18 protein-coding genes, 2 tRNA genes and 1 pseudogene are annotated in these 23,273 nt (G+C 63.9%); 13 read left to right on the forward strand and 8 right to left on the reverse strand.

What is annotated here, in order from left to right; translation table 11 throughout:
- On the forward strand, positions 1 to 1,563 hold the full coding sequence (gene dnaA / locus ACX1NL_RS00005; protein ID WP_239356580.1) for a chromosomal replication initiator protein DnaA: 1,563 nt from the start codon (positions 1 to 3) through the stop codon (positions 1,561 to 1,563).
- Between the two features lie 157 nt (positions 1,564 to 1,720).
- Here the strand turns inward: dnaA and ACX1NL_RS00010 are convergent, their stop codons facing one another.
- The 3 genes and pseudogenes from ACX1NL_RS00010 to ACX1NL_RS00020 form a co-directional block, all read right to left on the reverse strand.
- Entirely contained in the window at positions 1,721 to 3,361 is a 1,641-nt protein-coding gene (locus tag ACX1NL_RS00010) for an IS3 family transposase (protein ID WP_458898279.1), read from the reverse strand.
- 314 nt (positions 3,362 to 3,675) lie between these two features.
- Positions 3,676 to 4,788: an IS30 family transposase gene (locus ACX1NL_RS00015; protein ID WP_458898937.1), complete on the reverse strand. Its 1,113-nt coding sequence runs from the start codon at positions 4,786 to 4,788 to the stop codon at positions 3,676 to 3,678.
- 153 nt (positions 4,789 to 4,941) lie between these two features.
- Positions 4,942 to 5,367: pseudogene (locus ACX1NL_RS00020) on the reverse strand (transposase); the annotation flags it as partial.
- A gap of 590 nt (positions 5,368 to 5,957) precedes the next feature.
- On the opposite strand from ACX1NL_RS00020, the gene dnaN reads away from it, so the two are divergent.
- The 4 genes from dnaN (at position 5,958) to gyrB (ending at position 11,153) form a co-directional block, all read left to right on the forward strand.
- Positions 5,958 to 7,142: a DNA polymerase III subunit beta gene (gene dnaN, locus ACX1NL_RS00025; RefSeq protein ID WP_301614110.1), complete on the forward strand. Its 1,185-nt coding sequence runs from the start codon at positions 5,958 to 5,960 to the stop codon at positions 7,140 to 7,142.
- 3 nt (positions 7,143 to 7,145) lie between these two features.
- Entirely contained in the window at positions 7,146 to 8,327 is a 1,182-nt protein-coding gene (gene recF, locus ACX1NL_RS00030) for a DNA replication/repair protein RecF (protein ID WP_458898280.1), read from the forward strand.
- Positions 8,311 to 8,907, forward strand: a complete 597-nt coding sequence (locus ACX1NL_RS00035; RefSeq protein ID WP_458898281.1) for a DciA family protein — start codon at positions 8,311 to 8,313, stop codon at positions 8,905 to 8,907. Before recF ends, ACX1NL_RS00035 begins: the two co-directional genes overlap by 17 nt.
- A 146-nt stretch (positions 8,908 to 9,053) precedes the next feature.
- Positions 9,054 to 11,153, forward strand: a complete 2,100-nt coding sequence (gene gyrB / locus ACX1NL_RS00040; protein ID WP_458898282.1) for a DNA topoisomerase (ATP-hydrolyzing) subunit B — start codon at positions 9,054 to 9,056, stop codon at positions 11,151 to 11,153.
- A 62-nt stretch (positions 11,154 to 11,215) separates the two neighbouring features.
- On the opposite strand, the gene ACX1NL_RS00045 is transcribed toward gyrB, so the two are convergent.
- Together ACX1NL_RS00045 and ACX1NL_RS00050 are read right to left on the reverse strand one after the other, a co-directional pair.
- Positions 11,216 to 11,650, reverse strand: a complete 435-nt coding sequence (locus ACX1NL_RS00045; RefSeq protein WP_239356587.1) for a DUF6918 family protein — start codon at positions 11,648 to 11,650, stop codon at positions 11,216 to 11,218.
- A 159-nt stretch (positions 11,651 to 11,809) separates the two neighbouring features.
- Positions 11,810 to 12,226, reverse strand: coding sequence for a hypothetical protein (locus tag ACX1NL_RS00050; protein ID WP_239356588.1), 417 nt, complete (start codon positions 12,224 to 12,226; stop codon positions 11,810 to 11,812).
- Between the two features lie 190 nt (positions 12,227 to 12,416).
- On the opposite strand from ACX1NL_RS00050, the gene ACX1NL_RS00055 reads away from it, so the two are divergent.
- Positions 12,417 to 13,385 (forward strand): hypothetical protein, encoded by a 969-nt coding sequence (locus ACX1NL_RS00055; protein ID WP_181889413.1) that lies wholly within the window; start codon positions 12,417 to 12,419, stop codon positions 13,383 to 13,385.
- A gap of 84 nt (positions 13,386 to 13,469) precedes the next feature.
- Here ACX1NL_RS00055 and ACX1NL_RS00060 read toward each other — a convergent pair whose 3' ends face one another.
- Both ACX1NL_RS00060 and ACX1NL_RS00065 read right to left on the reverse strand, forming a co-directional pair.
- Positions 13,470 to 13,733 (reverse strand): TetR family transcriptional regulator, encoded by a 264-nt coding sequence (locus ACX1NL_RS00060; protein ID WP_239307563.1) that lies wholly within the window; start codon positions 13,731 to 13,733, stop codon positions 13,470 to 13,472.
- Positions 13,730 to 13,942, reverse strand: a complete 213-nt coding sequence (locus tag ACX1NL_RS00065; protein ID WP_458898283.1) for a CopG family transcriptional regulator — start codon at positions 13,940 to 13,942, stop codon at positions 13,730 to 13,732. Before ACX1NL_RS00065 ends, ACX1NL_RS00060 begins: the two co-directional genes overlap by 4 nt.
- Positions 13,943 to 14,002: 60 nt before the next feature.
- On the opposite strand from ACX1NL_RS00065, the gene gyrA reads away from it, so the two are divergent.
- Positions 14,003 to 16,570: a DNA gyrase subunit A gene (gyrA, locus tag ACX1NL_RS00070; protein WP_458898284.1), complete on the forward strand. Its 2,568-nt coding sequence runs from the start codon at positions 14,003 to 14,005 to the stop codon at positions 16,568 to 16,570.
- A 3-nt stretch (positions 16,571 to 16,573) separates the two neighbouring features.
- Positions 16,574 to 16,918 carry a DUF3566 domain-containing protein gene (locus tag ACX1NL_RS00075; RefSeq protein ID WP_181889417.1) on the forward strand — a complete coding sequence of 115 codons (345 nt, stop codon included), beginning with the start codon at positions 16,574 to 16,576 and terminating at the stop codon, positions 16,916 to 16,918.
- Positions 16,919 to 17,172: 254 nt separating this feature from the next.
- On the opposite strand, the gene ACX1NL_RS00080 is transcribed toward ACX1NL_RS00075, so the two are convergent.
- Positions 17,173 to 18,297 (reverse strand): zinc-dependent metalloprotease, encoded by a 1,125-nt coding sequence (locus ACX1NL_RS00080; RefSeq protein ID WP_269951722.1) that lies wholly within the window; start codon positions 18,295 to 18,297, stop codon positions 17,173 to 17,175.
- Positions 18,298 to 18,687: 390 nt separating this feature from the next.
- Between ACX1NL_RS00080 and ACX1NL_RS00085 the strand changes: the two genes are divergently transcribed.
- The 5 genes from ACX1NL_RS00085 to crtI all read left to right on the forward strand — a co-directional run bounded on the left by ACX1NL_RS00085 (position 18,688) and on the right by crtI (position 23,205).
- Positions 18,688 to 18,761 (forward strand) — tRNA-Ile (locus tag ACX1NL_RS00085).
- Positions 18,762 to 18,779: 18 nt separating this feature from the next.
- A tRNA-Ala gene (locus ACX1NL_RS00090) sits at positions 18,780 to 18,852 on the forward strand.
- Positions 18,853 to 19,001: 149 nt separating this feature from the next.
- Entirely contained in the window at positions 19,002 to 20,720 is a 1,719-nt protein-coding gene (locus ACX1NL_RS00095; protein WP_458898285.1) for an ATP-binding protein, read from the forward strand.
- 149 nt (positions 20,721 to 20,869) lie between these two features.
- Positions 20,870 to 21,679, forward strand: a complete 810-nt coding sequence (locus tag ACX1NL_RS00100; protein WP_458898938.1) for a phytoene/squalene synthase family protein — start codon at positions 20,870 to 20,872, stop codon at positions 21,677 to 21,679.
- Entirely contained in the window at positions 21,676 to 23,205 is a 1,530-nt protein-coding gene (crtI, locus tag ACX1NL_RS00105; protein ID WP_458898286.1) for a phytoene desaturase family protein, read from the forward strand. Before ACX1NL_RS00100 ends, crtI begins: the two co-directional genes overlap by 4 nt.
- The last annotated feature ends 68 nt before the right edge of the window (positions 23,206 to 23,273 follow it).

Raw genomic sequence — 23,273 nt, forward strand, 5'->3', positions numbered from 1 at the left:
TTGGCGGACCAACACCTCGAGGACCTGTGGCGCGGCGTCGTCGACGAACTGCTGCGCCTCTCGGAGCAGGCCACCTCGTCCGTACCCACGCTGACCCCCCAGCAGCGCGCATACCTGAGACTGATGAAGCCGGTCGTGCTTGTCGACGGCTACGCCTTACTCTCCGCACCCCACCAAGCCGCCAAAAATGTCATTGAGGAGTCCCTGTCTCCCCACATCACGGCACTGTTGTCCTCCCACACCGGCCAGCCCTACGCCCTGGCCGTCTCCGTCGCCGCACCTGAACCGGAGCCGGAGCCCGAACCTGTTCAGCAGCCGGCGCCGACGCCGGAACCCAGCTGGCAGCCCACCCAATCCCACGTTGAAGCGCCGGCGGCGGGGGAGCAGATCCCCATGGGCCTGGACGAATTGGCGCAGATGCATGCTGCCCAGGTGGCAGGGAGCCGTCGAGAAGCAAATGCGCACCCCACCGTGGACCGCCGCATCCCCCGCGAAAAACCCGCGCACGACCCCGACCGCGAAGCCAGCCTGAACCCGAAGTACACCTTCGAAAACTTCGTCATTGGCTCGTCCAACCGCTTCGCCAACGGCGCCGCCGTCGCCGTCGCCGAAAACCCCGCCAAGGCCTACAACCCCCTGTTCATCTGGGGCGGCTCCGGCCTGGGCAAAACCCACCTCCTGCACGCCGCCGGCAACTACGCGCGCGTGCTGCAGCCGGGACTGCGCATCAAATACGTCTCCTCCGAGGAATTCACCAACGACTACATCAACTCCGTGCGCGACGACCGCCAAGAATCCTTCAAGCGGCGCTACCGCAACCTGGACATCCTGATGGTCGACGACATCCAGTTCCTCGAAGGCAAAGAAGGCACCCAGGAAGAGTTCTTCCACACCTTCAACGCCCTGCACCAGGCAAACAAGCAGATCATCCTGTCTTCCGACCGGCCACCCAAGCAGCTGACCACGCTCGAAGACCGCTTGAGGACGCGCTTCGAAGGCGGCCTGATCACCGACGTGCAGCCGCCGGACCTGGAAACCCGCATCGCCATCCTTATGAAGAAGGCGGCCGCCGACGGCACCCAGGTCGACCACTCCGTGCTAGAGCTCATTGCCTCCCAGTTCGAGTCCTCCATCCGCGAGCTCGAGGGCGCGCTGATCCGCGTGTCGGCCTACTCGTCGCTGATCAACGAGCCGATCACCATGGAAGTCGCCCAGGTCGCACTGCGCGACATCCTTCCCGACGAAGGCGACGTCAACATCACGGCCGACGCCATCAAGGACGCCGCCGCGGAGTACTTCCAGGTCTCCCTGGACCAGCTCGTCGGCGCCGGAAAGACCAGGCAGGTCGCCCACGCGCGCCAGATCGCCATGTATCTGTGCCGCGAATTGACCGAACTGTCCCTGCCCAAGATCGGCGACGAGTTCGGCGGCAAGGACCACACCACCGTCATGTACGCCGACCGCAAGATCCGCAAGGAGATGACGGAAAACCGCGGCACCTACGACGAGATCCAGGAGCTCACGCAGGTGATCAAGAACCGCGCCCGCACCCGCGCGCGGTAGGTCGGGGTCGGGATTCGGGGGTTTCCGGGGCCTTTCCGCCGCGCGGCCGCGGTTTCGTCCTCCCGCCCGGGTTTCCAGCTACAAGGATCCAGCTAATCGCCTTCTGGGGGGATGCGGACAAATTTTTGGAGTGCGTTTGGGGGACTTTGTCTCGTTGTTATGCACTCAGTGCTTGTCGGTGTTCGGCGATGGTGGTGTAGCCGTCGCCGAGTGTCGACTTCAATCGTCTGTGGATGTAGAAGTCGATGTAGGTGTCAATATAGTCGCGCATCTGCGCCACCGTCATCGTTGACACCACAGGCCTGCCTTTGAGCAGTTCTTGTTTCATCGTGCCGAAGAAGCCTTCGGTGCGCGCGTTGTCGCCGCTGGTGGCCTTGCGTGACAGTGACGGGATGTAGCGCCACCGGTTGCCGCACCATGTATCGGCCTCGCAGTCGGGGCAATCCAAGATGTTGTGGGTGTGGTCGGTAATCAGACTGACCCAGCGTTCACTGCGGTAGAGCCCACCACGATCGGAATGGATAATCGGTTGCGCACCGTCTGGTTTGACCTCGTCGATTCGCGCGATCATTTCAGCGACCAGGTCGTGATTCGGCGACGTCGACATGGTGACCGCAATCGGCATCCCGTCGTAGAAATCGATCGCTGCCGACAGGAATAGTTTGCCGTCTGGGCAGTGGATTTCGGTGACGTCGGTGCCGATTTTCTCCCACGGGGCATCCGCGTGGAAATCGTGGGTCAGCCCCTGAGCGTCGGCGTGGTCGATGAAGTACTGCGACGGTGCAACAACCGGCCGGGCCACATCCACATCCGCATCCCCGTCATCGTCGCTGTTGCTGGTTGGGGTGATCAGCAGCAGGTTTGCCGGTTTGTGGTCGGTTTCACCGGTGTAGGAGGAGTATTTGCCCGACGCTTTCGCCGGCGGGCGGCACCCAAGCTCTTGCATGAGAGTGCGCACGATCTTTTCCGACACCGTATGCCCCATGATCTTCAGCCAGGCGTGGATGCGCCGGTAGCCGTAGCTTTGCCCGGATTCGGCTGCCGCCTGCAAGATCAACGGTTTGAGTGCAGCGCGGCGCTGTTCGCGCTGGTGCACCACCTTGGTGTGGGTGTGTCGGTGGTAGTAAAACGTCGACTGCGCAATCCCGACAACCGCGCATGCTTTGGCGATGGAAAACCCGTGGGCGTCCGTGAGGGCAACCACCACAGCGGCTTTCGCCGCGGTGGACAGCTCCCCGTCACGGACGTCGTCTTTTCCCCGCGACTCACCGTCGCGGACGTTGCCTTTTCCCCGTGGCTCACCGTCGCTCATGAGCACTTGGATAATGGCGTCTTTGACCGTTTCCCGGTCGCGCATCTCAACAACGAGCTTTTTCAGCTCGTCCATGTCACTGGGTAAATCAGCGATATCGTCTATCGGCCCAGGCCCTGGCAGCCACTCGTTGACCGGCCGGGGTGGCCTTTTCGCATCGGCTGCCTCATCGACTCGCTGCTGCTGATGGTTGCGTTGGACTTTGCGGTGTTTGCTCACACGCTCCATTGTCACCGCAAACGCCTCGTCGAACGTCATCGACGCTGCCGAATCACGTTCGTCATCGTCTGGCCAATACCGCTTCGTCCAGGTCAGCGCCGCGGTGTCGTTGACATCGAACTCCACGGCAATATCACGCACCGTCGCCTGCGAGGTCAACCTGCGTGCGACAACCTTCGCGATGGTCTCAGCGTCGTAGGCGCGTCGCGTGCCATCAAACAACTGGCCGCGACGTCTGGCTGCAACCCAGTTGCCGACCGTGGCCACCGACGGTCGGCGACCACATACGTCTTCAGCCCAGTCGCAGACCTCACGGGCAGACGACCCAGCCAAAAACCTCTCAACCGCACCATCGCGGATATCAGATGGAAACCCTGCGGGCATCGGAATACCTTCCAGCCCCCAACACTCCAACTTTTTGTCCGCGCTCCCTGGGGGCGATAATCGAGGTGCTACTAGCTGGATCCGTGGATTGGGGGCTCCAAGGGGCCGCAGAGGAGGGGAAGAACGGTCCCGGGACCCACATTTTCGCCAGACCCTGGGATCCAGAGCCTGGGAATGCGCCAAAATCGCAGGCGGGATCAAGCGGTTAATGCGCCACGTTTGAATATTTGCTCGAGTATTTCACGTGGTGTTGCTCCGCCGAGGACTTGTCGTGGTGTGTCGTTGAGTTCGTTTTGTACCCAGGCGACGTGCTCGGGGGTTACTTCGGCGAAGTCGGTGCCTTTCTTGTAGAACCGGCGGCGGATCTCACCGTTGGTGTTTTCGTTGGTGGGCCGCTGCCACGGCGAGTGCGGGTCGCAAAAGTACACCTCGCAGCCGTCTTTGATGCGCACACGTGCGGTTTCAGCCATTTCCACGCCTTGGTCCCAGGTGATGGTCTTGAGCTGTTCGGCGTTGAGGTCTTTGACCATCTGCTGGATCGTTGCAATCACCGTCATCGATGTGTGTTCGGTGGGCAGATGTCCAAGCAGGGTGTAGCGGCTGGTGCGCTCAACTAGGGTGATCAGCGCGCTTTTGCCGCCTTTGCCGATGACAAGATCGCCTTCCCAGTGCCCGGGGATTGCCCGGTCGTCGGCTTCTGGGCTGCGCTTGGTGATTTCAGCGCCTTTGATCCACGGCTTGCCGGTGAGCAGACCTGCATTGCGGGGCCGGGTTTTTCGGCGTTTCCCGCCGCGGATGAGCACATCTTGGGTCTTCATCACCGCTTCAAGCTCGGCGCGCAGGCTGCCTTTGCCCTGGATGTATAAGGCGCTGTAGATCGCTTCGTGGGAAATACGCATGCTTTCATCATCGGCGAAAGCATGCTGAAGCCACACACTGATGCGCCCGGGTGACCACCGGCGGGCAAGACATTCCACCACCACAGCGCGAAGCACCGGGTTGTCATCAAGCTTGCGCACCTTCGGCCGGCACGCACGCGCCTGAGCACCCGTGTGGGCACGCCGGGCGTTGTAGAACACCTTGACCTCACCGCTGTCATCGTCGATGATTTCCCATCCGTTGCGGGCAATCTCCCGGCTGATCACGCTGTGGTGGCGCCCCAGAAGTGTGGCGATCTGTCTGGCTGACAATCCCTGGCTGCACCCATGTTGGATCGTCAGGCGGTCTTCAAACGACAGTTGGACCCCGCGGCCGACGTTCACACGGTCCTCGGCATGGTCGGCAGGCGCGTGGCCTGCCTGTGTTTTCATTGGTGCTGGCACGGAATCAACTTTGCTGTGCGCAGGTGGTTTTACCGTGCAAGCCTCCGGCGTGTCCGCGCGCTGTGGCGTATCAACGTGTTTCGCCGCTTTCTCCTGGCGTGCTTGCTGCACCCAGCGATACACCGAATTAGTCGACATGCCATATGCATCAGCAACGCGTTTCACCGGCTCACCATCCAACACCCGTGCGACCGCGTCTTCCTTTTGCTGCGGGGTGATGCGCGGCTTTTTCTGCAGTTCGGTCAGCACACCGACTTTCGCCAACCTCGGGTACAACACCCCTGGTGACGTGCCCAACGTCGCAGCCACATCCGGTACCGACATCCCTGACATCACCAACGCCACCGCATCGCCGATAAGTTGGTCGCGTGCACGCGCCAACGCCATCTTCGGCGAAAGCGCGCCAGCTTGCTTGACCCATTCATAAACCGTGGCCTCTGCCACTCCGGCATCACGAGCAATCTCGCCGACATCATCGCCTGCAACAAGCCGCGCCACAGAAGCAGCCTTCACATCCTTCGGAGTCCAACGACCAGCCACAACAACCTCCAAGTCGAGGTGGCGCATTCACCCACTGACAACTCCGCACGATCCCAGGCTTTGGGTCCCAGGGTTTGTGGTTTTGGCACGTGGACAAGCAACAACCACTTCTGTACCACTCTCCACAGCCCTATCCACACCTGTGTAATTACACCGATGTAGGTTGGCCAGGTGGATCACAGTGTGAACGGAGTCACACGCACTGAAGCTGGGGATAGAGTGTGCATAACTGGTGGAAGAACGCGGTTCCGTTTGTGTAATTTCAACGGCCCCGAGAATCTATCCACAGGCGAATCGACCTATCCACAAGTTATCCACACCCCGAATCACAGCCGCGACACGCCGTGCGACCGGCGCAGAGACAGCCCGATCCACAGTTTCCCCAACACCTACTGTTGTTCCCCTCTTTACTTCTTGTAATTCAATCTGGAGAAAGAGAGGGTGTGCAATCTCGGCGCGGCCTCAAGCGCAGCCCCGAGCCCGGCCCGAAATGACGGCGGCGATCCGGGAGGTGAACGTCGATAGGCAGAGTGCGCGCGGGGGAATGACAAATGTAGAGTGGTGTCCGATCTGGCTCTGCCCGAAATGCCGAAAATGCCAAAGGAGACTGCGCAGTCATGGACAACAATGTGTCGTTTCGCGTCCATAAGGATGAGCTCGCGGACGCCGCTGCGTGGGTCGCGCGCAGCCTGCCCACCAAGTCGACGCAGCCGGTGCTGCGCGCGGTTGTGATTACGGCCGACGACAACGGCCTGGAATTCGCGGGCTTCGACTACGAGGTCTCCACGCGCGTGCGCATCGGCGCCGAGGTGAACGAGCCGGGCCGCGTCGCGGTGGCCGGCAAGCTGCTCGCGGACATCGTGGGCACCATGCCTAACGACGCCATCGAGGTCTCCACCGACTCCAAGGTGATGACGCTGAAGGCGCGTTCCTCCCGCTTCGAACTGCCGCTCATTGCGCTGGACGATTACCCGCAGCTGCCGCACCTGCCGGAGGTCACGGGCCGCATCTCCCCGGCGGCGCTCACGGGCGCGGTGACCCAGGTGGCCTCCGCCGCTGGCCGCGACGACACGCTGCCGATGCTCACCGGTATCCACGTGGAGATCGACGGCGAGAATGTCACCCTCACCGCCACGGACCGCTTCCGCCTGGCGCAGCGCCACCTGACCTGGGAGCCGACCAGCCCGGACGTCAAGGCCGACCTGCTCGTCCCGGCGAAGACGCTGCTGGATAACGCGCGCACGCTGGACACGTCCATCGACGACCCCGTGGAGCTCGCGGCGGGCACGGCCGACAACATCGGCGGCGACGGCCTGTTCGGCCTGCACACTGGCAACCGCGAAACCACCACCCGCATGCTCGACGCCGATTTCCCGAACGTCGCGCCGCTGCTGCCGAAGACGCACACGGCCATCGCGTCGGTGGAGGTCGCGCCGCTTTTGGAGTCCATCCGCCGCGTGAGCCTGGTCGCGGACCGCAACGCGCAGCTGCGCATGCACTTCAAGGAGGGCGAGCTGACGCTGTTCTCCTCCGGCGCGGATTCGGGCGCCGCCCAGGAGACGCTGCAGGCCGCGTTCACGGGCGTGGACGAGCTGCTCATCGCGTTCAACGCGGGCTATCTTCGCGACGGCCTGTCGGTCATCGGCACCGACCGCGTTGTCTTCGGCTTCACGGAGGCCTCCCGCCCGGCGATCATGATCCCGCAGCCGGAGGAGCTGCCGGAGCGCGGCGAGGACGGCACGTTCCCGACCCCGGACACGCACTTCACTTACCTGCTCATGCCGGTTCGCCTGCCGGGCTAGCCCATGCACGTCCGCGAGCTCGATCTGCGTGATTTCCGCTCGTGGCCCGAGCTGAATCTCAAGCTTGAGCCGGGCGTGACCGTTTTCGCGGGCCGCAACGGCCACGGCAAGACCAATATCGTCGAGGCGGTCCACTATTCGTCGAAGCTATCGAGCCACCGCGTATCGACGGATGCTCCGCTCATCCACGCCAGCGCCGAAAACGCCCGCGTGTCCGCCACCACCGTCAACGACGGCCGCGCGCTGACCACCCATCTGCTGATCAAGGCGCACGGCGCGAACCAGGCCCAGATCAACCGCACCCGGCTCAAATCCGCCCGCGAGCTGTTGGGCGTGCTGCGCGTGGTGATGTTTTCCCCGGAGGACCTGCGGTTGATCACGGGCGAGCCGGCGGAGCGCCGGAAGTTCCTGGACGACCTCGCGGCACTCAGAACACCCCGCCTCGGCGGCGCCCGCGCGGATTACGAGAAGGTGCTACGGCAGCGAAACGCGCTGCTGAAGAGCTCGAACATGGCGTTGCGCCGCGGCTACCAGGACGAGGACGGCGCCAGCGCGCTGAGCACGCTGGACGTTTGGGACGGCCAGCTCGCGGCGCTCGGCGCGCAGGTGGTGGCGGGAAGGCTCAGCCTCGTCGACGAGCTGGCCGAGCGCATCACCGAGGCGTACCAGTCCGTCGCCCCTGAGTCTCGCCCTGCGTCGGTGGAGTACAGCTCCACGCTGGACCGGGCGGTCACCGAGCTCAACGGCGGGCCGACAAGAGACCCGGCGGTGTTCGAGGCCGCCATGCTCGCTGAGCTGGGACGTCGCCGCAAGGACGAGATCGACCGCGGCGCCACCCTCGTCGGCCCCCACCGCGACGACCTGGCGCTCAAGCTCGGCGACCAACCCGCGAAGGGCTACGCCTCCCACGGCGAAACCTGGTCCTACGCGCTGTCGCTCCACCTCGCCGAATACCAGCTTTTGGTCAGCGACGGCACCGACCCGGTGCTGATCCTCGACGACGTCTTCGCCGAGCTCGACGCCAAGCGCCGCGAGCGTCTCGTGCACGTCGCCGCCGACGCGGAGCAGGTCCTGGTCACCGCCGCGGTGGGCGACGACCTGCCCGGCAACCTCGACGACGCCGTCGCCGCGCGCTTCGCTGTGACCATGCAGGACGGGGTGAGCGCCATTGAGCGATCTGATTAAGCGCAGCTTCGACACCGTCCGCGCCACCGCCCGCAAACGCGGCCGCCCGCTGCCGGACCTCACCCGCCAGGGCACCAGCACCATCCCCAGGCGCAATAAGCCATCGCTTCACGACGGACCAAAGGCGGGCATCACCGTGCCTGGTCTGGATGTGCCGGAGGAACGTCGCAAAGCAAATGTGCGAGGCATCCCCACGGGCCTGGACGGGCGCGCATTGCCGCGCAGCTACAAAGTTTCCTCTTTCTCCAACCTGCTGGGCACCGAAATCCGCAAACGCGACTGGACCGAGAAGATGGCGCACGGCTGGGTCATGGGGCACTGGGCCGAGCTGGTGGGCGAGAAGATCGGCCAACACACACGCGTGGAGATGATCAAGGGCGGCGAAGTGCACGTCACCTGCGATTCCACCGCTTGGGCCACGCAGATGAAGTACATGCAGCGCGAAGTCCTCGCGGCGATTGCGGCGAAGGTCGGGCCGGACGTGGTGACCAAGCTGCACGTGTACGGGCCGAAGACGAAGAGCTGGCGGTACGGGCCCCTGCACGTGAAGGGCCGCGGCCCGCGCGACACGTACGGGTAGGGGCAGGCGAAAAACGCGCGTGAAACGCCCTCTCGCGCGTTGGACACCTCCCCGTTATGGCCCCCTCACCGTGTAATATGGGACAGGTTCAACGGGCCTGAATTACACATTCGGCCCACATTCACGCATGGAGGAGCTTCCCGAAAGTGGCAGAGCAGCAACCCCATTACGACGCGTCATCGATCACCATCCTCGAGGGCCTCGAGGCGGTGCGCAAGCGCCCGGGCATGTACATCGGCTCGACCGGTGTGCGCGGCCTGCACCACCTGGTGTGGGAGGTCGTGGACAACTCGGTCGATGAGGCGATGGCAGGCTACGCCGACCGCGTCGACGTCACCCTGCTGGAGGACGGCGGTGTCGAGGTCGTGGACAACGGCCGCGGCATCCCGGTGGAGATGCACCCGTCCGGCGCCCCGACGGTGCAGGTGGTCATGACCCAGTTGCACGCCGGCGGCAAGTTCGACTCGGAGTCCTACGCGGTCTCCGGCGGCCTGCACGGCGTGGGCATTTCCGTGGTCAACGCGCTATCCACCCGTGTTGAGGCGGACATCAAGCGCGACGGCAAGCACTGGTACCAGCGCTTCAAGATGGCCGTGCCGGAGAAGCTGGAGGAGGGCGGCAACGCCCGCGGCACGGGCACCACCATCCGGTTCTGGCCGGACGCGGAGATCTTCGAGACCGTCGACTTCAACTACGACACCATCTCGCGCCGCCTGCAGGAGATGGCCTTCCTGAACAAGGGCCTGACCATCACGCTGACGGACCAGCGCGTCACGGACGAGGAGTTGGAGCTCGAGGCGATCGCCGAGGAGGGCGACACCGCGGCGGCTATCGACGGCGACTCGTTCGACGACACCACCGAGACCGTCGACGCTTCCGAGGTGGACCAGGACGGCGACGGCGACACGGTGGAGCCGGGCGACGAAGTCGCGCCGGACGTGAAGAAGAAGCGCGAGAAGAAGGTCACCTTCTACTACCCGGACGGCCTGGTCGACTACGTCAAGCACCTGAACAAGTCGAAGACGGCCATCCACCCGACCATCATCGGCTTCGACCAGAAGGGCGACGGCCTGGAGGCCGAGGTGGCGATGCAGTGGAACGGCTCCTTCAAGGAGTCCGTGCACACCTTCGCCAACACGATTAACACCCACGAGGGCGGCACCCACGAGGAGGGCTTCCGCGCCGCGCTGACCAGCTTGATGAACCGCTACGCGCGCGACCACAAGCTGCTCAAGGACAAGGAGCCCAACCTTACTGGCGACGACTGCCGCGAGGGCCTCGCCGCCGTCGTCTCCGTGCGCGTGGCCGACCCGCAGTTTGAGGGCCAGACTAAGACCAAGCTGGGCAACACCGAGGTCAAGGGCTTTGTCCAGCGCGCGGTGAACGAGAACATCTCCGACTGGTTCGACGCCAACCCGGCCGAGGCCAAGGTCATCGTGAACAAGGCGGTGTCTTCCTCCCAGGCCCGCCAGGCGGCCCGCAAGGCCCGCGACCTGGTGCGCCGCAAGTCCGCCACCGACCTGGGCGGCCTGCCCGGCAAGCTCGCGGACTGCCGTTCCAAGGACCCGACAAAATCCGAGCTGTTCATCGTGGAGGGCGACTCTGCGGGCGGCTCCGCCAAGGGCGGCCGCGACTCCATGCACCAGGCGATCCTTCCGCTGCGCGGCAAGATCCTGAACGTGGAGAAGGCCCGCATGGACCGCGTGCTGAAGAACGCCGAGGTCCAGGCCATCATCACCGCGCTGGGCACGGGCATTAACGACGAGTTCGACATCGCCAAGCTGCGCTACCACAAGATCGTGCTCATGGCCGATGCGGATGTGGACGGCCAGCACATTGCCACCCTGCTTCTGACCCTGCTGTTCCGCTTCATGCCGGAGCTGGTGGAAAACGGCCACGTCTACCTGGCTAACCCGCCGCTGTACAAGCTGAAGTGGGGCAAGGGCGAGCCGGGCTACGCCTTCTCTGACCGCGAGCGCGACGCGCTGCTGGCGGAGGGCCTGGAGGCCGGCCGCAAGATCAACACCGACGACGGCATCCAGCGCTACAAGGGCCTCGGCGAGATGAACGCCAAGGAGCTGTGGGAGACCACGCTCGACCCGGAGACCCGCATTCTGCGCCGCGTGGATATCGAGGACGCCCAACGCGCCGACGAGCTGTTCTCCATCCTCATGGGGGACGACGTTGCGGCCCGCCGCAGCTTCATCACCCGCAAGGCCAAAGACGTGCGCTTCCTGGACGTGTAAGCGCCAAACAATCAACGCCCCGGCGAATGGTTTCGCTGGGGCGTTGGTGACTTTAGACGTCGTTAAGCAAAACGCTCCACGATCTCACCGAGCTGCGGCAACGACGGCCCCACGATCTTCGCGGCCTTGCCGCGCAGGGTCGAGTACACCTTCTTGATGGCGCCGGGCATGGAATCCGCCTGCTTGTCGCCTGCGTCGAGCATTGCCTTGACGACGTCATCCTCACGGCCCGCCAAGAACTGGCCGAAGTCCTGCTCGCCACTGTTCTTGTAATCGGACCAGTGCGGGTTCAGCTCGTCCACGATCTGCGGGAGGAACTTGTTCACGCCCTTGGAGATTGCGTCGGCGTCGGCCTTCTTGCCCGCGGCGACGGCGGACTTCAGGGCCATGCCGGTGAGGCCGGACTGGCGGGCAACGGTGTCGTCGACAAGAGTGGTGATCTCCTGGACGACCTGGGGGCGCTTGGCTGCGTCGAGCAGCTGGGAAAGATCAGTCATGCCGGCCAGTTTAACGGGAAAAACGGCCGGTGCGGGACCGGCCGTTTTCGGTTGCAGCTCTTCCACCGCAGCACCTCTATTGCCACATCAGTCACATGGCTCTCGTGGGTTCACTGCAACCACAACGCGCACAACCGTAACACAGGCTGTGTGGCGGAGCTAACGCTGGGGGAGGTACTGGTCCACGTAGGACTGCACGAACGCCGTGATCTCCTTCGCCGGAATCAGGCGGTTGCCTTCCGACGAGCCCGGCACCTGCGTCAGATTAAACTGCTCCGCCAGGTTGTCCACCGCCTCGCGCGCCTGCGGCACGAAATCCACGATGAGCTGCACGGCAACCGCCGTCGCGGCCAGCGCGATCGCCAGCGAAATCGGCGCCGAACCCGTGTAGGACCCCTCCAGCGGGCGCTTCTCGGGCGCGGTCACGTCCTTGTCGTAGTCCGGGTAGTAGTTCGGCTTGGACGAACCCTTCGAACTCGTCGAGGACAGCTGCGAAATGGCGGTGTCCTGCGCAAAGGCAGGGGAGGGGGCGGCGAGCAGGGCGGCGGCCGCCAGCGCCGCAACAGTTTTCTTCATGGGGAACATGTTAGGCGGTGGGGGTTTGCACGGGCCTTGTACCGGGGGATTTTTGTAAAACTCGTCCGTTCTCCGGGCGGTCAGGTACATAATGCCTGGTCGGGGGAGGGTCGCTCGCCGACTTTTGCAAAACTGGCGAAAACTTTCCCCATCCAGGGATCCAAACCGCCATTTTCACCGTCCAAAAGGCATGGGCCTTTACAACGGTATGAACATCACATTTGGGCACGCGATCATGCGGGACCCTCTGCCTGGGATGCCGACACACCCCGTCAACCAGCATTTTTCCGTGCCAACAGACATGCTCATTCCGGGCCCCATTGCCACAGCGGCAGCGTTTTCCCATCCCAGGCGCGTGGTCTACCGTGTGCCTGCGAGTTGCCGCGCCGCCGCGCACGCACTGTCTCACCCGGGGACAACGCTCTCCGGTTTCGGGGCGCTGGCGCTGTACGGCCTTCCAACCTTGGTTGATACGTGCGACACCGTTCTGATCAACCCCAAGGTCGGCCGAAAAGTCCTGGGCACCAGCACAAGGCCGGGGATGGTTCGCGGCAGCCCCAAACCCCAAGACGTTTGGCGGGTGTTCTTCAACGGCGAGGTGGTGCAGCTGGCCACACCCCCTTTGGCGACTATCCAGGCGCTGAAGGCGATCCGCCGTGGTGAAGCTGTGTGGGAGGTCGAAACGGTCGAGGACGACCCTGTCTTTGTCAGGGCCGTGCAGCTCGTGGACGGCGTCCGTCGGTTTCTTGCCATCTCTCCAGAGTCGCTGATTCTTGCAGGCCACAAGCTTATCGACGACCGATGGTTAGCCTCCGTCATCAGCACCTCAAGCGCCCTGGCAGACTCCCCGAAAGAAACAGAGATGCGCCTGATACTGAAGAGGCTCGCGGACAAACACGGCCTCACTTTCCGGGAGCAGTTGCCGGTACGCCGAGGAAACAGGCTTGTCACCACCCTGGACGCCGTACTTCTGGAGCCCCGCTATGGGTTCATGTACGACGGCATCCACCATTGGACAAAGCAGCAGCGGGTCAAGGATGCCGAGATCAACATCGAACTCCAGTTGTTGCAGATCCGTCCGCTGCGCTTCGCCACCGGCACGCTGTGTTCAATCCCGGCGGTGACGGAAGACCTACTTCGGCGGGACGGCTTCATCTGATTGTGTAAAACTCGGCGAAGCGCCTAGGCGCGACCTGCAGGTATCGACATCGGCGCACCCCGATCGGCCGACTTTTACAAATCCTCACTCAGCCCAGCGCCGGTACACCTCGCCGGCGACGTCCGAGAATCCGGTGTTGGACCCGGACAGAGGCTCGAGTGCCCGGATGGTCTCGGCCAGCGCAGCGGCGGCCGCCTCCACGCTGTCGAACACCGGCACGCCGTGGAGCCGTGCGCCGGGCACGGCGGCGCTGGCCGCCAGGGCTGCGAAGGAACGGACGTGGCAGCCGTGGAACGCGCAGTACTCGTCGGCGACGGCGAGGAGCTGCTCGCCGGAAAAACCCCTCATGACCGGGCCTGACGGATCCGGGATTCCATGCTGGCGTAGGTGGGGACGAGGGTGCGGGCGAGGTCGGTGACGTGGGCGTCGTCAAGCAATCGCGATGCTGCGGTAACCACCGCACGGCGCGCCGCCTCCTGCTTCGAGCACCCCCATGCTGAAGCCAAAAGCACAAGCGCCTTGTCCTCGTCTGCGGTCAAGCGGAGCGTCATAGCCATACCACTTTGATACCACGCCGCAACCGGGAAAACCCGGAGAAGCCCGCTAGACTCATCTACATGGCTGATGACACCACTGGCGGCTTGGACCGCATTCAACCAATCGACATCAACGAGGAGATGCAGACCAGCTACATCGATTACGCCATGAGCGTGATCGTGGGTCGCGCGCTCCCGGATGTGCGCGACGGCATGAAGCCCGTGCACCGCCGCATCATCTACGCGATGTACGACAACGGCTACCGCCCCGAGCGCTCCTACGTGAAGAGCGCGAAGCCGGTCGCGGACACCATGGGTAACTACCACCCGCACGGCGACATCGCCATCTACGACACCTTGGTGCGCATGGCGCAGCCGTGGGCCATGCGCTACCCGCTTGTGGACGGCCAGGGCAACTTCGGCTCCCCGGGCAACGACGGCCCGGCCGCCATGCGTTACACGGAGTGCAAGATGACTCCGCTGGCTATGGAGATGGTCCGGGACATCCGCGAAAACTCCGTGGACTTCACGCCCAACTACGACGGCAAGACCCAGGAGCCGACCGTCCTGCCGTCGCGTGTGCCGAACCTGCTCATGAACGGCTCCAACGGCATCGCCGTCGGCATGGCCACCAACATCCCGCCGCACAACCTGAACGAGCTGGCGGAGGCGATCTACTGGATCCTGGAGAACCACGACGCCGAGGAGAAGGAAACCCTCGACGCCGTGATGGAGCGAGTGAAGGGCCCGGACTTCCCCACGGCGGGCCTGATCGTGGGCGACCAGGGCATCAAGGACGCCTACACCACCGGCCGCGGCTCCATCCGCATGCGCGGGGTGACCGAGATCGAGGAGATTGGCAACCGCCAGGTCATCACGATCACCGAGCTGCCCTACCAGGTCAACCCGGACAACTTCATCCACAACATCGCCGAGCAGGTCACCGCCGGCAAGATGGTAGGCATCTCCAAGATTGAGGACGAGTCCTCCGACCGCGTGGGCATGCGAATCGTCGTCACGCTGAAGCGCGACGCTGTGCCGCGCGTGGTGCTGAACAACCTGTACAAGCACTCGGCGCTGGAGACGAACTTCTCCGCCAACATGCTCAGCATTGTCGACGGCGTCCCGCGCACCCTGCGCCTGGACCAGATGCTGCGCTTCTACGTCAAGCACCAGATCGAAGTCATCGTCCGTCGCACCCAGTACCGCCTGGACGAGGCCGAAAAGCGCGCCCACATCCTCCGCGGCCTGGTCAAGGCGCTGGACATGTTGGACGAGGTCATCTCCCTGATCCGCCGCTCGCCGACTGTGGACGACGCCCGCGCCGGCCTGATCGACCTGCTCGACGTCGACGAGATCCAGGCCAACGAGATCCTGGCCATGCAGCTGCGCCGCCTGGCGGCCCTGGAGCGCCAGAAGATCATCGACGACCTGGCCGCCATCGAAGAACAGATCGCGGACTACAAGGACATCCTGGCCAAGCCGGAGCGCCAGCGTGCAATTGTCGGCGACGAGCTCAAGGAGATCGTCGATAAGTATGGCGATGAGCGCCGCACCCGCATCGTCGCCGCCACCGGCGACGTCACCGAGGAAGACCTCATCGCCCGCGAAAACGTGGTGGTCACCATCACCTCCACCGGCTACGCCAAGCGCACCAAGGTCGACGCCTACAAGAGCCAGAAACGCGGCGGCAAGGGCGTGCGCGGCGCCGAGCTGAAGCAGGACGACGTGGTGAAGAACTTCTTCATCTGCTCCACCCACGACTGGATCCTGTTCTTCACCAACTTCGGCCGCGTCTACCGCCTCAAGGCCTACGAGCTGCCGGAGGCGGGCCGCACCGCCCGCGGCCAGCACGTGGCCAACCTGCTGGAGTTCCAGCCGGAGGAGAAGATCGCCCAGATCATCCAGATCCAGACCTACGAGGACGCCCCGTACCTGGTCCTGGCCACCCGCGACGGCCGCGTGAAGAAGTCCCGCCTCACCGACTACGAGTCCGCTCGCTCCGCCGGCCTGATCGCCATCAACCTCAACGAAGGCGACGCGCTCATCGGCGCCTCCCTTGTCGGCGAGGACGACGACCTGCTGCTGGTGTCCGAACAGGGCCAGTCCATCCGCTTCTCCGCCGACGACGAGCAGCTGCGCCCGATGGGCCGCGCCACCGCCGGCGTGAAAGGCATGCGCTTCAAGGGCGACGACCAGCTGCTCGCCATGACCGTGGCCAAGGACGGCGAATACCTGCTCGTGGCCACCTCCGGCGGCTACGGCAAGCGCACCGCCATCGAGGAGTACAACGCGCAGGGCCGCGGCGGCATGGGCGTGATGACCTTCAAGTACAGCCCGAAGCGCGGCAAACTCATCGGCGCGCTCTCTGTCGCGGAGGACGACCAGATCTTCGCCATCACCTCCGCCGGCGGCGTGATCCGCACCGAGGTCGACCAGATCCGCCCGTCCTCGCGCGCGACCATGGGCGTGCGCCTGGTAGACCTCGCCGACGGCGTCGAGCTGCTCGCCATCGACCGCAACGTCGAGGACGAAGGCGAGGAGGAAGCCACCGCAGTCGCCACCGGGCAGAAGACCCTCGAGCAAGCGCTTAGCGACGACAGCTCCGCCGGTTCCTCTGATTCCCAGGCCGACGAGGACAAGGAGTAGCCCGTGGCTGTCCGCAAAGTGACCGTGCGCCACATCGGCGCTGGCTCCACCTTCAAAGTGGCAACGCTGCTGGCCTTTCTGGGCTTCATCGCCTGGATGGCCGCCTGCCTGCTGGTCTACTACGGGCTGGAGCGCGCCGGGGTGGTGGATTCAGTGAATTCGCTGATCGGAGGCGTCGGCGGCGACCAGGTGGTGGACATGAAACTGGCCATGTCCGCCGCGGGCCTGTTCGGCCTGGTGGGCTTCCTGTTCCAGGTGATCATGGCCCCGCTGACGGTGATCATGTACAACGCCATCGCGGACCTGGTCGGCGGCATCAACTTCACCATGTCCAACCGAGCCAAGTAGGGGCTAGTCTCTGGGCCGGGCCCCTCAAAACCCCATGTCGATACCTCGATGTCGATAGTTCCTGGTCACAGGTTTGAGCCCTATTCCGGCGGCTTTTCGTCGAAAGGCCCTGACCTGCAACTATCGACCTCAAGGTATCGACTTCGCCATTCCCGCCTTCATCGCTCGCGGACTCCGCATTGCGGACAACCCCGGCGACCCCAACTATTGGCCAGCACCCACGAAAAAAGCCCCGGCGGAACCGGGGCGTTGGGCTAGAAGGGGAGCAGGCCGTTCATGGCGGCGAAACCTGCACCCGCGATGCCCAGGACGGCCAGGGCCGCAACCACGGAGCCGACGATCGCGGCGACGTTCACGTCTGCGGCCTTGGCCGGAGCGGCCTCGGCGGGCGAGTCTTTAGCGGGCGTGGCCGTGGCCGCCTGAGAAGCCTGCGCCTGTGAAGCCGCAACCGCCGGCGCTGCGCCGTGGGAGACGGTGCGGGCGCCGAGCTCGAGGGCGTCGTGGCCGATGCGCGGGGTGTCCAGGACCAGGGAGTCCCAGTCGGCGGGCACCTCGACGGGGCCGTTCGGGCCCTCGGCGATGTAGGCCTCCTCGGAGTAGTTGAAGTGGGTGAACTCGTGGTCGTAGTTCATCACGGAGAGGTATTCGGCCGGGGTGGCCTGACTGCGCGGCAGCTTGCGGGTGACGTCCGCGGATCCGCTGTGGCGCAGGCCGAGGGTGTGGCCGAACTCGTGGAGGATGGCGTTGCGGAGCTGCTCGTCGGTGGTGATTTGGCCGTTGTTGGCCACGAAGAAGGCGCTGTCGCCGACGAGGGCGACGCCGGTGGTGTAGTCGCCGGGGGCGATCTGGTCGCCGATGATGCCCAGGCGGAAGACGTTGGAGCGGTCGCCGAGGTGGGTGTCGATGTCCTGGAGAAGGCGCACGCCGGTGATCTGGTCAGCGAAGTAGTACTGGGAGTAGCCCACGGTCTCGCCGCCGTGGAACTCGGTGTAGTTGGGGATGTTGGTGTAGGTTTCGCCGGCGTCGATGTGGAGGGCGATGCCGTGGTCGTCGAAAAGCTTGACGATGTCCTGCAGCGCCTGCGCGGACGGCGCGAAGGACCTGCCGTTGTGGTCTTCCATCCAGTTGAGCTGGAGGAACAGGTCGGGGCGGTGGGGGTCGACGCCCCATTCGGGGAGGGCGAGCTCGGTGCCGTCGGGAAACACGACGCCCTCGGTCTCCCAGTCGTCGGGGAGGCCGTCGTTGTCGGAGTCGATGGCGTATTCGGCTTCCTCGAGGCCAACGAGTGCGGAGGCATCCGCGGCGGCGGCCGGCTGGAGGCCGGTGAAGGCCAGTGCTGCTGCGAGCGCGGCGGCGAGGGCCTTGGTCTGTGCGCGCATCTCGTTGCTCCTTTGTGCGTTGTGGTGGACATGGGCTGCTTCGATGTCCATGATTTTATGCAAGGAGTTTGCGCAGGTAAACCGGGGTAAGATCGTTCAACACTTGGTTCGGATTGTTCAACGTTTGCGGCCCGCACGGGCGCGGATTGTTCACCAATCAGCCCCTGCCAAAACACCCCACGAACCCGAGGGCAGCCCCCTCACCTGCAAAGACGCACAAAACCCCAGGACAGCGCGGATTGTTCACCACTTATCGCAACGCCTACCCCCGCCTATTACCCCTGCTTACCGGGAGGGTGGAACGTCGATAAGCAAATGCCTCTTTTATGGGCCGTACGCTGGCGATTTGGAGCTGTTATGGGTGCTCTGTAATATTCCTATTCGTTCCAAGGGCCTATAGCTCAGTCGGTTAGAGCGCATCGCTGATAACGATGAGGTCGCAAGTTCGATTCTTGCTAGGCCCACGGTACCCTTGGGTACGCGGGGCATTAGCTCAGTTGGTAGAGCACCTGCTTTGCAAGCAGGATGTCAGGAGTTCGATTCTCCTATGCTCCACAGATTGCTCCCTCCGGTTGTGGAGGGAGCTTTTTGCTTTGCGACGGTTGCTCTGTGGCAGCACTTTCACACTTTCAACCCCCACACTGCGAATCAAACTGTGAAACCGCAGGTAGACAAAGTGCGAAAGTGAGAATACACTCACAACCATGACTTGGACTGAGGGGCAGTTGCGCGAGACGCTCTCCCAGTTGCGTGCGTTTGGAGATGACACCACGCTGGTTGAGTGCAAAACCGCAGGTGGGGGAGTCCCAGAAAGCATTGGGGAAACGCTGTGCGCGTTTGCCAACATGCCGCAATCGGGCGCAATTCTCCTCGGGGTGAGCGAGCGCAGGGGCTTTGAGGTCACCGGGGTTGACCACCCAGCGCAGATGGAAAAGAAGGTGACCAGCGTGAACCGGGCGGCGGTCAAACCCGCGCCACAGTTGGAGTTCACGCACCTGTCCTTGGAGGGGAAGAACGTGGTGGTCGTTGAAGTCACGCCACTGTTGCCCTCCGAGAAGCCTGCGAACTACGACGGCAAACCGTATCTGCGGCAGGCAGACGGCGATTACGTGATGAACTCCAACGACCTGAAGATGCTGGAGCTCTCGGCGCTGGCCGAAAGGCAGCAGTCGCACTTCGATTTCGAGTCCGTGCCGGGAACTGATGCTGGAGTCCTGGACAATGAGGTGCTCACGGGGTTTTTGAAGGCTGTGCGGGGCTCTCGCTCTCGCATCTCCAAAATCGACGACGATGCTCAGCTGCTGCAGGTCACCAACGTCACCGACAGTGAGGGCAACGTCCGCTTCGGCGGCCTGTACGCACTGGGGTACTTGCCACAGTCTGTTGAGCCGGCACTCGGCGCCACGGCTGCGGTGCGCCTTTCCCGCGGTGAGGGCGTGGGCCGGAACAGGAATCTCACAGAGATAGAAGGGCCTTTGCCGGTGATGCTGACGGAGGCTATGGAGTGGATTCGGCAGAATTCAGACACCGTCAGCCGGTACACGAGCAGCGGGCACCTGGTGGACGAACCAGAGTTTCCTCCCAGTGCGATCCGCGAGGTGTTGGCGAATGCCCTGGTGCACCGGGACTTGGGTCCTTCGGTGGATGTGGGCAAGAAGGTTGAAATTCGCATCACGGAGCGGATGCTCATCGTGGTCAGCCCGGGTGGGCTGCGCGGACTGTCTGTGTCACAGCTAGAGAGCCCCGCTCTGACAAAATCGCCGGTGAACAAGAGGCTGTACGAGATAGCGCGCTACCTCCGAACAGAAGATGGTGAGCGCGTCATCGAAGGCGAGGGCGGCGGCATCCAGGAAATCTTGGCTGCGACGCGGGAAGCTCGCCTGCCAAAGCCGCGTTTCATTGACAACGGCGTGGAGTTCAAAGTGCTCTTCCCACGCGGTTCGCGTTTCACGGAAGAGCAAAACTCCTGGCTGGAAGGGTTGCAAAGCATTGGCGAACATTTCACGCCGACAGAAGAGGATTTGCTTGTAGAGCTGCAGAATCATGGAGCCGCCTCTTTCCAAGCAATAACGCAGCGCTACTCGCCACTTGGAGCGCAGTCCTGCAGAAACATGCTGCGAAAACTTGTAGGCGCTGGCGCCATCGTGGAGTCGGACGGGGTGTTCTCCTTGCCCGGGCAGTCCACGGGAGAGCACTCGGATTTCACCGTCCGGGCAGAGAGCCTCGCTGCGCTGGGTAAGAATGTTCCTGCCGTGTACCAGGCGATTCCGCCCGCCGGCGCTGTCACACTCAAGGAACTGCAAGCCACCACGGGTCTGTCGCCGGCTCAGCTGCGTTACGCGTTGGAGCCTTTGTTAGACCACGCCCACGTGGTCATGCTCGGTGGCCAGGGACAGCGCAGTACCACCTACCGGCGCACCTGATTCGCACTTTCAACCCCCACACTGCGAATCAAACTGCGAAACCGCTGGTAGAACAAGTGCGAAAGTGAGAATCGGCATGCGGCCAATCTCGCCCGCCGCCCACGGTAAGCTGCCAAGGCGTGAACACCTACCTCTCCCGCTTCGACGCCATGGCGGACAAGGCGGCGGCGCAGGTGATCGCGCAGTATTCCACGAGTTTTTCCCTGGCCGTGCGCACGCTGCCGAAGCCGGAGCGCACCCACATCCGGAACCTGTACGCGGTGGTGCGCATCGCGGACGAGATCGTGGACGGCACCACCGCCCAGGCCAACGAATGCCCGGAAACGGCCCTTGAACTGTACGAAGAGCAGGTCCTGCACGCCCCACACCACCGCTTCCACACTGATCCGGTGTTGCACGCGTGGGCGCGTACGTTCAGCGAGTGCCGCCTCAACGAAGACCACGTGCGCGCCTTCTTTGCCTCCATGCGTGCGGATCTGACCCAGACCACGTTCACGCAAAAAGAGCTGGATACCTATATATATGGCAGCGCCGAGGTGATCGGCTTGATGTGCCTGGACATTTTCCTGCGCGGCCGCGACACCCCGCACCGCCGCGAGCTGGAGGACGGCGCCCGCGCGCTCGGCAGCGCGTTTCAGAAGGTCAACTTCCTGCGCGACCTCGGGGAGGACAGCCGTGCGCTCGGCCGCGCGTACTTCGGCGCCAAGCTTGACGACGATCTAAAGTCCACCCTCACCAGCCAAATCACCGATGAGCTCGACCGCGCCCACACGGCCATCCCGCTGCTGCCGCCCGCAGCCCGCGGGGGAGTGGCCGCCGCCGAGGCGCTGTTTCGGGAGCTCAACGCCCGCATCGCCGCCACCCCGGCGGCCGAGCTGCGCACCACCCGCGTCAGCGTGCCCAACCACAGAAAGCTCGCGCTCACGGCACGAGCACTCGCAAACGCAAGGAACCAATGAAACCGCAACCGAAGTCAGCCATCGTGATCGGCGCCGGCGTGGCCGGCATGGCCACCGCAGCGTTGTTGGCCCGCGAGGGCATCGACACCACCGTGGTGGAGAAGCTGCCCACCCACGGCGGCCGCGCCGGCAACGAGACCGTCGACGGCTTCCGTTTCGACACCGGCCCGAGTTGGTATTTGATGCCGGATGCGTTCGACCACTTCTTCAGCCTTTTTGGCAAGCGCACCGAGGACCTTCTCAACCTGAAGCCCCTCGCCCCCGCCTACCGCCTCTTCCCGGAGTCGGGCGAGCCCATCGACGTCCACTCCGGCCGCGACAACGCCGCGAAGCTTTTCGAAAGCATCGAACCCGGCGCCGGCGCGAAGCTGATGGAGTACCTGGACAGCGCTGAGGAAACCTACGACCTGGCCATCCAGAACTTCCTGTACACCAACTTCCGCTCGCTTGAGCCCCTGAAGCGCATCCGCGGCCAGTACACCCGCCTGGCGCGCTACCTCACCGAACCCTTGGACAGGTTCGTGGCAAAGCGTTTCACGGACACGCGCCTGCGCCAGATGCTCACGTATCCGTCCGTGTTCCTCTCCTCGCACCCCAGCCGCACGCCGAGCATGTATCACCTGCTCAGCCACACCGACCTGACCCAGGGCGTGTTGTATCCGCAGGGCGGTTTCGCAGCGGTGATGGACGCGCTTTACGCCCTCGCCGTCGAGCAGGGCGCACAGTTCCGCTTCAACTCCGAGGTCGCCGCCATCGAAGACAAGGGCGTTGTGCTTATCGACGGCCAAAGGCTCCCCGCCGACCTCACCATCTCCGCTGCGGACCTCCACCACACCGAAACCCGCCTGCTGCCGAAGAGTAAGCGCACCTACGACGAGTCCTGGTTCGCCCCGCGCGACCCGGGCTTGGGCACCGTGCTGGTCATGCTGGGCGTTCAAGGCGAGATCCCGGAGCTTGCCCACCACAACTTCCTGTTCAGCGACGACTGGTCCGACGACTTCGATGCTGTATTTAATGGACCGGTTTCTGGGCGCCCGCTGGGGGCGTCGCAGTCCATCTACGTGTCCAAGCCGTCGGCGACGGATCCGTCTGTGGCGCCTGCCGGCCACGAGAACCTGTTCGTGCTGGTGCCGGTGCCCGCGGATCCGTCGGTGGGCCACGGCGACATGTACCGCGGCGAAGCCTCGGAGCAGGTGCAGCGGATCGCGGACGCGGCGATCGAGCAGATTGCGTCACGGTGTGGGGTTGCGGGGCTGGGCCGGAGGATCGTCGTAAAGCAAACGCTCGGGCCTGCGGACTTTGCCGAGCGCTACCACGCCTGGTCCGGCGGGTCCATCGGGCCCGCGCACACGCTGCGGCAGTCCGCGTTCTTGCGCGGCTCCAACACAAGCCGGAAGGTGGAGTCGCTGATGTACGCTGGAGCGACCACGACGCCTGGGGTGGGCGTACCCATGTGCTTGATATCCGCTGAGAATGTGCTCAAGCGGGTCCGCGGCGACAGAAGCTCGGCTCCGCTGGACCGCTGACCGTCGGTTTGTTGAACAATTGCGGGTTTTGTGGTGAAGATCACTCGATTTTTTTGTGTGGAAAAGTT

It is taken from the genome of Corynebacterium sp. CQ3829_602738 (genome assembly GCF_054478435.1).